The following is an 11812-nucleotide window of genomic DNA, read 5'->3' as shown; positions in this document are numbered from 1 at the left end:
ACTTTCCGATTTCTGCAAGCAAATCGGGGAGAAGCCCAAGCCACACTGTTACTACAAACTACTGTTAATGACTGCCTTTTTTGTTATTTAAGTTTCAACTTCATCATTATGTCGGTTTGCTCGTCATCTCCCAACTTAAAAATATGTTTGTCAAATTCTACAAAACCATTTTTCTTGTAGAAATTTATTGCTCTTGGATTTTCTTCCCAAACGCCCAACCAAACATATTCCGAATCTTTCTGTTTTGCAACGTCGATTGCTTTATCGTAAAGTAATTGTCCAACACTTTTTCCGTGAAATTCTTTTGAAACGTAAATTCTTTCAATTTCTAGAGCTTTACTGTCTTTCAATTCGGTTTGTGATTCTCCGAAATTGACTTTTAAATATCCAATTACTTCTGCTTCCAGCGTTGCAAAATAAAATTCAGAGTTTTTATCATTCAGTTCTGCGGTTAATTTTTCTTTGGAGAAACCTTCTTCCAAATAGTTTTTCATGTTTTCTTCAGAGTTAGATTCTGAGAAAGTTTCTTCAAAAGTCTGTCTGCCAATTTTCTGTAATTGGTCAATTTCTGTTAAGCTTATTTTCTGAATTTGAATATTTGACATTGTATGCAGTGATGAAGCGATTTATGGACAGTAAACGTAAAAAGGCTTTAAAAACTATAAATTATTCCTTAATGATTTTGTCTGCTACAATAGCTCCGTTGGTTAAATAAATTTTTATCGGATATACCCCTTTTGAAAAATTCTGCAGGGATATGTTTTCGTCTATAACATCATTTTTAGAAAGTAGTTTTTTTCCATTGATATCATATAACTCAATCCTTTGAATGTTTTTATAATTGGATAATTTGAAAAAATCTTTGGTTGGATTTGGATAGATAGCTACCTTATTTTCGTTTGTAAAATCGGGCTTATTTAAATTCTCCGGGCTAAGTTTGGCTACCCAAAAATCCCGATCCCCATATTGCATGCTAACATCGCCATTATAAGAACCGGTGGTTCCGGCTACTATATAACCACCATCAGCGGTTTGCTGAATGCATTGGCCCCAATCGGTTCCTGTGCCCCCTAATGTTTTTTGCCACGCTATACTTCCTGAGTTATCCAGTTTTACTACCCAGTAATCAGCATCTCCATGGTTTCCGGTAACTAATCCATTATTTGAATTGGTATAGCCGCAAACAATATATCCCAAATCGGAAGTTTGCTGCACACTTCGACCGGAAAACTCAGAAAAGGCACCCCCTAGTGCTTTTTGCCATTGCAACGCACCGGTACTGTCTAATTTTATGATCCAATAATCATCACTTCCATTGTTTTGAGTCACATCAGTATTACTCGAATTGGTATTTCCGGCCACTATATACCCTCCATCAGCGGTTTGCTGAATGGATGTGGCATAGTCGCTGGCGGTACCCCCATAAAACTTTTGCCATGTTATAGTACCTGCACTGTCCAGTTTTATTATATGAAAATCGGTATTCCCTAAGGGACCATTAGAATATCCGGCCGTAACATACCCTCCGTCAGTGGTTTGTTGAATACTAAACAGATAACAACCGTAACCACCAATGGTTTTTTGCCACTGCACGGTTCCGGTACTGCTTAACTTTAAAATCCAACCCCCTTGTCCATTGATGGCAAGCCCATTGGTAGAAAAGGTAACCCCACTTAAGATATACCCGCCATCAGCCGTTTGCTTAATACTATATCCCTCATCTAAACTAGAACCGCCATAGGTTTTTTGCCATTCTATAGCTCCTGCCGTACTTAATTTTACTACCCAAACATCACTAGTGCCATACTGACCGGAAACATCAAAATTATTGGAATACGTCATTCCAATAACGATATACCCGCCATCAGCCGTTTGTTCAACCGAATAGGCTCTGTCATAATCCGAACCCCCCAGTGCTTTTTGCCATTGCAAGGCTCCGGTAGTGTCTAATTTTACTACCCAACAATCATAACTGCCATAATTATTTGTTATCATACCGCCAACAGGGGATACTGTTTCACCTGCTACGATGTAGCCCCCATCACTGGTTTGTCTGACACAAAAGGCATATTCCTGATTTGTGCCCCCAAGTGATTTTTGCCATTCAATAGCGGGAGCCTGGGCAAAAGCGTTTGTAATTAATAACAATAGTACTGCTGTAAAAGTAAATGTTCTCATTAGTATGTAGTTAAATGGTTGTTTTGTACAGTGAAAATGGGTAAAGACCATTAATTTTTTAAAAGTAATATTTTTTTTAATAAGGCAATACATCATTTTGCCAGTTTTTTGTTTTTACTGTAGCCATTACCTTTCGCGGATCAAAGCATACTATTGGGAATACTCTTGTTGTAGGCCGTTTTTATTCGCTTTTTAAAAAATCTTCAAGAATTGTATTAAATAGTTCGGGTTGGTCCATTAATGGTAAATGTCCAGCCTCTTGAATTAACTGAAGCTTTGCCTTTGGGATTATTTTAGCGGCTGCTTCACCATAGGCAACAGGAAATAATTGATCCTCTTTCCCCCAAATGATAAGGGTTTCATTTTTTATTTGCTTTAATGCTTCTTCTGGTATTTTAGATACTGCAGTTCCACGCCCTTGCTTAAATGCATTTTGACCTCCTTTATATTTGAGAACGGCTATGGAGTAGCTACTATGGTTCGGGTCTCTATTGACGGGTTTATGAAGTATATAACGCGAATTAAAACGATTTGCCATTGCTGATGGAAAACTATTCATCCATATTGTTCCAAGTAAAGGCCAAAAAGAAACTTTTGCCCCTAAACCGGCAGCATCAACTACAACAAGTTTATCAACCATTGCAGCATTGTCTATGGCAAACTGCAACGCTATGGCGCCCCCTTGTGACAATCCGACAATATGAGCCTTTGAGATACCCAATTCTTTCATGAAATCTTTGAGCCAGTTCGAAAAATAGGGTCTATTATAAGGCGCATCCGGTTTATCAGATTCTCCATATCCAACGATATCGGGTGCTATTACTTGAAAATTTTTAGAGATGGTATTAATGGATGGATACCAGGTAACAGCGCCTGCACCAGCACCGTGCAGCAAAATTACCGGTTTCCCATTGCCACTTAATAAGTAGGTGGTTTTAAGGGTTCCAATAGTTACTTCTTTTTGTTCAACTACTCCTTCTATTTTGTCAATTAGAAGTTGCCTATAGTTTTCTTTAGTCTTTTTTTTCAAGTTAAAAATACTTATAATTTTCACTTTCCTCACCATCATTTTTGAGCTTCATTTCTTTGAAAATTGCTATTAGTTCGTCTCCTTTTTTGGTGCAAATAGGAGCAATTTTTATATTTTCAGATTGCCTGCTTCCACCACATTCGGCACAAAATTCATAGAAACCGACCAATTTGTCTTTTTTATAAAACAACAAAATATGTCTTGGGTTATAGCAATCAGCCATTGTACAGTTTTTATTCTCAGAAAGTAAAACCCGAAATATTTTTTTGGAGAATTTATTGTCAAGATCAACATTGTCAATATACTTTACTTCTGGAATTTTTATTGTATCGTTTTCAATTTTAAGTTGATAATTACTGGAATAATCATCTCTATGAGTGTCATACGATATTAGTTTTATGTTGTCAAAACCACTCAGGAACTTATTTGTGAGTTCATAATTTTCGGTATTAACTATTGGTTCAGACTTTCCTAAGTTATCTTTACAAGACGTAGTTAAGATTAATATCAATAGTATAAGTGAATTAAATTGGCTCATTTTTATATTTTTCGTGTTTAAGAATGACCGCTATCGTTTTGCGGCTTATAACAGTTGTTAAATTTAGCACTAATTATCACAAGCGTAAAAAGATTTTATCGGATGCCGTTAGGATTACTGCTGACACTTACTACACTATTGTGCCAAACGGCTTTTAGCAGCTGCCTTTTTACATTCCATATAGCGTTTCTAAAAAACTTCCATGAGTTCCAATGTCCATTTGCTCGTTCTCATTTAATTTCATTGCCAAACCAAACATATTTGTTTCTTCGTCAAAATAAACTTTGTATCCCATTTCATCTTCTAGTACTGTCCATAATTCATAAGAAATATTTGAGCTATCAGCAGCTTTGAATATCTGTTTTTTAGGTTCAATTAGATATTTTGTCAAGTTCATTCCAAAAACATTAGAATGATCTAGAGTAGCTGCTAATTCTCTATTTATTATTTCTTTAATTTCTGTCGCAGTCATTTTTTAAGTTTGTTGAGGAAGGTTGTCGCTACCGTTCCGCGGCTTATAACAGCTGTTAAATTTAGCACTAATTATCACAAGTGTAAAAAGGTTTTATGGGATTCCGTTAGGATTACTGCGGACACTTACTACACTATTGCGCAAAACTACTGTTATAGGCAGTTATTTTTACCATTCTATTTCAGTATGTAAATATGCTCCATGCTTTTCTGACCAAATCATTATAATAAGGACTTTTGCACCTCTGTATTCCCAAGTTACTCTTCTTTCAGTTATCTCGACAGGTATTCCTTCGATAGTGTCGTCAGTTATTTTTGATGGTTTGCCTTGTTCTCCAATAGGTAAATGTAAATCAGTCGAAATTTTTTCAACAGTTTTATCGAATTGTTTACTGTAATCTTTTAGCTTACTATCTTTTAAAGAAACCCAGCGATAACTTATTTTCTTAACAATGCTGTCTTTCTTTAAATAAAAGTATGTGACATTAATTTTACCAAAAGCTTCATTTTCAGGACGACTATAGTTTTTAAGTTTTCCATAACGAATCATTGAGTCCTTCTTTGACTCCACATATTCAAGTTTAGATTCATATACTTTCGAATTAAAGCTTTCTTCAATTGAAGGTATGTTGTCAACTTTAACTTTCTCATAACTAATAAAACTTTTCTGAGAATATAAGTTCATATTCAACAGCGTTATAGAGAAAAGCAAAAAGATGTATTTAACGTTCATGAATTATAAATGTTCTAATTCAAGTTTATGGATTTCAATATAAGATTTTTTACTCATATCGCTCACAACTATTCCTAAATAGTATTTATCCGGAAAATAATTTATCTCTGATATAAGTTCATATTCCATATCATTAAATTTACAAATGAATGAGTTGCCTTTTTTTATAATTGTAATTTTTAATACTCCATCAAAATCAATATCTTTATTCTTGTTTTCACGAATATAAAATGTATTTCCATATCCATTTTTAGATAGTATTACACCTTTTTCTTTATCAACTAACTTTGTTTTATCGCTCTTTTCTTTTTTATTATCAGCTCTTAATTCTCCATATTTATCTGTAACGGTATAATTTAATGGAGTCATGAAATAAATATATCCTTCTTGTCTAATGATAGAGAGCTGATAACCCTTTCCAATCTCGATTGTAATCGTTTCAGCAACTTTTCTTTCCTTTTTTAAAAATAGATTCATTTTAAAATCTTTTGAGAAATCAAATTTTTCTGGATTTTTGTATATTCTCATGGGCTTAAAAAACATCATTTTATCCCAATTAAAAACAGCTTGTACGTAGTTTTCCGTACTTATTTTTAAATACCCATTTTCAAGATTAGAGTAATTTGTTGTGTACTTGGCAGTAGCATCTTCTGTAACCACAGGATTCGTGTTTACAATCCAATTTTTATTAGAATCAATCTCATCAACAATTTTTAATTTTGTATAGGCTCTGGTGTTATTCAACTTGCTCAATGTTGGAGTAATAACTTCCAGTTTTTTTGCAATTGCTTCTTTTTTGAGTCGTTCGGCTTTAGCTTCTTTACTACCTTCAATTAACCCTGCAGCTAAATTTACTGTATTTGATCCTATTTCACCACTCAGAAGTTCGTTCATGGAACCTTCAACAATCATCCGTGTTTCAAAATAATTCATAAATGCTTGTTTTTTCTCTTCCGGAATGAATGAAATTAAGCTACTATTGATATTAGATAAATAACTGTCAAAAGATAAATTCCCCTGCTTTAAGCCATCAATTTTTTTTGACAAGTCAATGGTTTGCAAATAATTTGTGACCGATTCATCATTTCCAAAAACGGTTTCTAAATAGGTTTTTGCTCCCAATTCATCAATTTTGCCGTCTTTTAATAGCGATTCCAATAAAGTACCAAATTGATCGTTAACAGCATTTTCAAATTTAATATTGTTTTGTTGAGCATTACCCTTGACTGAACAACAGAAAATCAAGATTACAACTATAAGAAACGTATTTTTTTTCATATTTTTTTGTTTTAATCAATTGGTACAGACTGCCACTCAATTTGAGTATTTACATCGGTACAGGGACAGTCAGAAGGATTGTCCATAATAGGTTTCAAAGATTTAATAATCTGTTCTATATAAGGTTTTGCATCTGAATAAGTACATTTAGCCAAGGCTGCTGCACCACAAAACACCCAAGCTTGCACTTCAACATCATCGGTTTGTGCCATCTTTAGATACTTGTCATATAGTGGGCAGTTATCTATTCCTGAAGGTAAAGTTTCAGTTGAATTGTCATTTTCGCTCGAAAGAGTAAATAGTTGTTCTGTACCGCCTTTTTTACCAGTGTAGTACTTATTATTGGCTACAACTTTAATGTAAAATTGGTCATATTTAGCTTCACTATGGTAGTAAATGTTACCATCACTTTTTATATACTTATTTACACGGTTAGGCTCGGTAATAGTAATGATGTTGCCTTCTTGTTTTGTGTCTACACTGTAAGTGTATCCTAAATCCGAAGACGAGTAAATACCGGATGTTAGTGTTTGGCACAATAAAACATTTCCGTAAAATAGTACTAAAAGCAGTAGTGTTTTTTTCATTTTTACATAGTTTAAGTAAAGTATTGAATTTACGCGTTTCGTTCAAAACATTGCCCAACGTTCCGTGTCTTGCCGTCAGGCAGTGCTTAGAACGTTTAGGTTTCTATCAAAGATAGCGCTTTTTATGAATAGTAGGAGAGAAGCTACTGCAATTCGCCGCTTGCGCAAAAACGCGATTAGCAATAGTCGTATTTAGTAATACTCAAAAAACGTTTTGTAAATACCGGTTTCGTCATCTGTCATGGTAATGACTTTGTTGTCTTGATTAAAGGTGTACTGATATTGATAGTAAGTCAGAGGGATACTGTAGTCACCGCCGTCGTATGGGTAGGCTTTCTTAGTATCAAAAATATTTTTAGAAAACGGGCGGATATCATATCTCAAAATGGCAATTGATTTTAAAACCGATGTAGGATTGGGTACGGATAAATTATAATTTTGGTACTCTACAAAAACGTCATGATTTCTTTCCTCAGCAATAATATTATTATTTGCATCATAATTGATTTGCTGGCTCTCGGAATTTGCAGCAATAACTTCTGATAAATTGCCGTTTGAAAAAACAAAAGTCCAAGGGACAAGATAGATGTTATCGTAAACCTTTGCCGTATTACCATTCCAGATAACGTGGGACACAATATGATGGTTACGGGTTTCGCTTAGTATCCTGCCATTGGCGTCATACTGAAAAGTACTAAAATAACTTTGTTCGGGAGTGGCTCCTATACATTTTTCTGCCAGGACATTACCGTTAGCATCAAATGAAAATTCTGAACTACTTATGGTGTTGAAGGTTTCAAAATCATTTTTTAAAGTGATTTTGAATGAAGCCTCCGGAAAAGGAATTTGGCTAACAGCTATAGTATTTTCTGATCCGTCATTCTGGCTGCAGTTGACAAAAAGAAGGCTTAGTATGATAATTCTTAGGTGTTTCATATCATGATTTTTAAGATTGCTGTTTCTCCACGATTACGGCTAACGTTCTGAGGCTCTAAAACAGTAGCAATAAATTTACGACAAATCATTCCAAGTACAAAACCCTTTTCAATTTACTATTGAAAATCAGGAAAAGCACAAACTGCGTGGTTGAGGCAAACCGCTGTTATAGGCGGTTATTGCAACTCTTTCTTTATTTCAAAAATTCCATTTTCCAGTCCGATAAAATAATTTCCTTTTTTGAACTCTGGTATTATGCAATCTTCAATTAACGTTTTAGTTTCTTCGTTTGTCAACTTCGGTAATATATCGTCGCAGTTTTGTATTTGAATTACGCGCAAACTTTTACAAACAACAATATAAACGCAAGCGAAATCAGTTTGTTTTGCTAAAGCTAATGAGTAATCAAATATATTCTGATAGGGTGAAATTGAGTCAACCGTTACAATTACAATTCTAATGTTATTCAGCTTTTCAAATGATTTTAGGCTTTCTTTGAGAATCACTTCTTGCGGAAAAGATAAAATGTCGTCATAATCATTCACATAGTTATCTATGCTTGGAAAATCTTTGGTTTGCTTATTTTCATTAACTACATTTTGACCAAAGCCAAAACTAAAAAAGAGTAGAGTTATTAATGTAAATGTTCTTTTCAAGGTGTGTTCTAATGGCTGCTACCGTTCCGTGGCTAATAGCAGCTGTTAAATTTATCACTAATTATCACAAGTGCAAAACCGCTGTTAACATCAGTTATTTTTTAATCTTTGGACGTGGCAGCATATTACTAAAATCAGCAAACTCTATTTTTTCTTTTGTTGGCGTTAACTGTTTGTAAGGCTTTATATTTTCTATCCACTTTTCAAATTCCCAAAATTCTTTTGGTCCTGTTTCGTGTAACATTAACTTCTTGTTGTCAACTGAAAAAGCTATTGTAGTTCCGTCATTTATACTACTATTTAATAGCAGGGAATCTTTAGGAAATTTAAATTTGCACACAAGACTGTCTAATATTTTTTTCTCATTCCTTTTAATTATAAAATAATATAATGACTTTTTATTTCCGTTGATATATTCGTCTTGATAATAAACGGTGTCTGATGAATTGAACTTTAAGCTATAGCTCATTTTAATATTACCTTTGGAAAAAGTAAAATTTGAAAAGCAATTTTCTTTTTTCTCTTTGCAACTATTTAAACAAAGCAACAATGTTGTAATTAAGATTAATGGTCTCATATAACGTGATGAATAATTGATGCTAATGTCTAGCGGCTTGGCTCTGTAGCGATAATTTACCGCTTTGTTGTAAAGATATGTAAATTTCCGGCTGAGGAAAATAAACCAATCATTGCGCAAAACCACTGTTGGCAGTAGTTTTTTACATTCTATTTCGATATTCTATTCCTCTAATTTCTTTTTGAACAATATCTTCAATAAACTTTTCTAAATCACAATGTTTTATTTTTTCAATTTCAAAGTTTATCTTTTTCACGTACTTTTCATAAAAATATTCAAATGGAGTTGTGATTGAGTCAAGGGCAAAGCTGTTACTTTTAAATCTTCCTAAATCAACAATCATATTATAAATTGAATTTACAATTAAATATCTTGATGTTGTAGTAACTATATTTTCTTTCTTAATTTTGTCAGTTAAGTTTTGACTGAATACTTCTGAAATTGGAGCTTCAAAGGCGAAATTCCATTCTCCATGTTGAACTTTATTTCGTATTGCAAAATTTGGAGTCAAATTTTCGGATATAATTTTTCGTAATAATAAATATTGTTCAACTAATTCATTGCCCAAATTATTTCGCTCTCTTCTAATATCTACTTGAATACAAAATTCATCATTTGCGGGCATTAAATCGTATGCAATACAAAAAACAATCTTAAAGGTTTCAAGCCATTTTTCAATTAAAGGTTTTTTAAGAATATAGTTTCGTTGATTATCATTTAATAAGTCTTTTTCGTATAATAGTCGCTTAAGACTTTCTTCTGCCCAAGAAACCTGAATTCCTGATAAAATTCGATTAAATGATTGTTCTTTTTTTCTTATATCAATCTTTCTAAAGTCAATATCCTCAAAATCGTATATTAAATTTCCGTTTTTGTCAGTTGATTTGTAAAACAATTTAATTTGATTTCGTATTTCCTCGTATCCAATTTTCAGATATTTCATGTTGGAATTGTGATAATCAAAGTATGTTTTTATTTCGTTTTGTGTCATAGTTCATTAATTGGTTAATGCGCGGCCGAAGAAATACTAATAGCACTTCTTCGGCCGGGAATCGAACCCGACATACTAAATCAGCAAAAGCCTCTTCAGTAGGACACCTGTCCACGCTTCTTTTAGCGAAGATCTTTGTTTTCAGGTTTTTCAAAATTACTGCCAACGTTTCGCGGCTTGGCGAAGTAGCAGCCCGCGAACTAATTATTTTCTGTTAAAGATAAAAATTCTTGCGAAACGCAAACGTGAATTTACCACAAAATTCGCAATTTCGCAAAACCGCTGTTGCCTGTCAGTGCTTGTTAGTTTATCAATGCTGTGGGGAATTCTTCAGCAATTAAGTCGTCAATTGTTTTTTGTTCTCCTTGATTTTTAAGTTTTTCAAGAATAGCTATTGTTTCTCTATATTCCATAGCTTCTGGCAACTTAATTATTTCTGCATCAAGTCCCGTTTCTTTAACTTTCTGTTCTATTTCATCTATAGTTACATTAAAGAATTCTTTGCGATAATTTAACATATTGACTTTATGATTAGTAAACGCTTTATGTAATTCATTTTCAAGTTTTGGTGCATCATCAGAAAAAATCATTGCGTGAATGTCAAACTGAAAAGGAACAGATGCATCTCCTAATTCTTTTACTCTTTCTGTTGGTTCTAATCTTCTTGTCATTCCAATTTTGAAAACATTTTCACCAAATGAGCCAATATTAGAAATAACATATACATGACCGCGTTTTGTCTGTTGAGCCATTGACAAGGCTCGTTCTTTACGTTCTTGTGCTTCTTTCAGTTCTTGCTCTAATTTTGCAATTTGTTCCAAAAGTTTATCGTGCTTTTCTCCTGTAGTCGATTCAATTTCCTTTCTTGCTTTTTCTAATGCTTTTTGGTAATTAGTTTCTTCTTTTTCAGCTTCTTTTTGAGCTTGCTCAAATTCTCTTCTCGCTTTTTCCTCTTCCCTTAATTCTTCTTGAGCGGCTCTTAACTCTTCTTTTTCTCTTTGTCTTTTTTGTTGATATTCGTATTCTAAAACTAACTCTTTAATTTTTAAATCAAGATACTCTTTTTGGATAGTAACGGTTTGACTTTCTCCAATTTTATTTATTGTTTCAAATGATTTAGTAATTCTCTCTTTCATTTGATTTACATTATTCCACTTTACTTTTGCTATTAAAGAGTCGCATTCTCCATTAAAAGCCCTTAATGTTAATTTGATATATCTTTTTGTACTCGCTCGTCCTTTCGCTTCGCTACCATCAATAGTCCAATTTGTTCTGCAAATCGCAGCCTTTTCGGAAGTAATCATTTGTTTTTGCAAATCGATAGCTTTCTTTTGTTCAGCTCTATATTCATCAGACTTCTCAAAGTCATAAATAGGTTCATAAATACCAAACTCAATTAAATCAAGCTTATTCTCAAATATACTTACCTCCTTACGAAGTTTAGTGTATGTTTCCAGTGCGGATTTGTAATCTGAGTTTAATTTGACGAAATCAGATTCAACTTTCTGTATTTCAGTTTGTTTATTAGAAATCAAAGATTCTAATGCTTTTCTTTGACTTTCAACTTCAACTTCAATATTAGAAATTGGTTTATATTTTTCAAGTTGTTTTTTTAGTTGTTCAATCTCTTGAAACTCTTTTTTCTTTAGAAAATCAAATAATCCCATATTTTGTTTTTTATTTAGTTCGGTTTTTTAGCATTGCAGCCAACTAGTTTATATCCTCAACTTTTGTCTTTTTATTGAGTATAGCTATCTTTAATTGGGGTAGCTATGCACAACTTGGGTTGAGTTTTTATTTGTTTTATCAATCATCAAAGGATGGTTTACTACTTTGT

13 protein-coding genes are annotated in these 11812 nt (G+C 33.2%); all 13 read right to left on the bottom strand.

From position 1 onward, the window contains the following. Positions 1-83: 83 nt before the first annotated feature. Positions 84-605 carry a GNAT family N-acetyltransferase gene (locus tag V7D82_RS05090; protein ID WP_333599894.1) on the bottom strand — a complete coding sequence of 174 codons (522 nt, stop codon included), beginning with the start codon at positions 603-605 and terminating at the stop codon, positions 84-86. A gap of 61 nt (positions 606-666) precedes the next feature. Then, a complete protein-coding gene (locus tag V7D82_RS05085) occupies positions 667-2178 on the bottom strand; it encodes a T9SS type A sorting domain-containing protein (protein WP_333599893.1) in 1512 nt (503 codons plus the stop codon). Positions 2179-2359: 181 nt separating this feature from the next. Continuing rightward, positions 2360-3208 (bottom strand): alpha/beta fold hydrolase, encoded by an 849-nt coding sequence (locus V7D82_RS05080; protein WP_333599892.1) that lies wholly within the window; start codon positions 3206-3208, stop codon positions 2360-2362. A gap of 1 nt (position 3209) precedes the next feature. After that, positions 3210-3746: a hypothetical protein gene (locus V7D82_RS05075; protein WP_333599891.1), complete on the bottom strand. Its 537-nt coding sequence runs from the start codon at positions 3744-3746 to the stop codon at positions 3210-3212. A 169-nt stretch (positions 3747-3915) separates the two neighbouring features. Further along, on the bottom strand, positions 3916-4218 hold the full coding sequence (locus V7D82_RS05070; protein WP_333599890.1) for a hypothetical protein: 303 nt from the start codon (positions 4216-4218) through the stop codon (positions 3916-3918). Positions 4219-4386: 168 nt separating this feature from the next. Next, complete coding sequence (locus tag V7D82_RS05065; RefSeq protein ID WP_333599889.1) at positions 4387-4902, bottom strand: hypothetical protein; 516 nt, start codon at positions 4900-4902, stop codon at positions 4387-4389. 51 nt (positions 4903-4953) lie between these two features. Beyond that, positions 4954-6228, bottom strand: coding sequence for a hypothetical protein (locus V7D82_RS05060; RefSeq protein ID WP_333599888.1), 1275 nt, complete (start codon positions 6226-6228; stop codon positions 4954-4956). An 11-nt stretch (positions 6229-6239) separates the two neighbouring features. Further along, positions 6240-6815 (bottom strand): hypothetical protein, encoded by a 576-nt coding sequence (locus V7D82_RS05055; protein ID WP_333599887.1) that lies wholly within the window; start codon positions 6813-6815, stop codon positions 6240-6242. A 192-nt stretch (positions 6816-7007) separates the two neighbouring features. After that, on the bottom strand, positions 7008-7751 hold the full coding sequence (locus tag V7D82_RS05050; protein ID WP_333599886.1) for a hypothetical protein: 744 nt from the start codon (positions 7749-7751) through the stop codon (positions 7008-7010). Between the two features lie 176 nt (positions 7752-7927). Then, entirely contained in the window at positions 7928-8407 is a 480-nt protein-coding gene (locus V7D82_RS05045; RefSeq protein ID WP_333599885.1) for a TPM domain-containing protein, read from the bottom strand. A 94-nt stretch (positions 8408-8501) separates the two neighbouring features. After that, positions 8502-8984, bottom strand: coding sequence for a hypothetical protein (locus V7D82_RS05040; RefSeq protein ID WP_333599884.1), 483 nt, complete (start codon positions 8982-8984; stop codon positions 8502-8504). 142 nt (positions 8985-9126) lie between these two features. Further along, positions 9127-9975, bottom strand: a complete 849-nt coding sequence (locus V7D82_RS05035; protein WP_333599883.1) for a hypothetical protein — start codon at positions 9973-9975, stop codon at positions 9127-9129. Between the two features lie 302 nt (positions 9976-10277). Next, a complete protein-coding gene (locus V7D82_RS05030) occupies positions 10278-11642 on the bottom strand; it encodes a DUF4041 domain-containing protein (protein WP_333599882.1) in 1365 nt (454 codons plus the stop codon). Positions 11643-11812: the final 170 nt, after the last annotated feature.

The organism is Flavobacterium sp. (assembly GCF_036741995.1).
Lineage (GTDB): Bacteria > Bacteroidota > Bacteroidia > Flavobacteriales > Flavobacteriaceae > Flavobacterium.
This window is presented reverse-complemented; position numbering and strand designations above follow the sequence as displayed.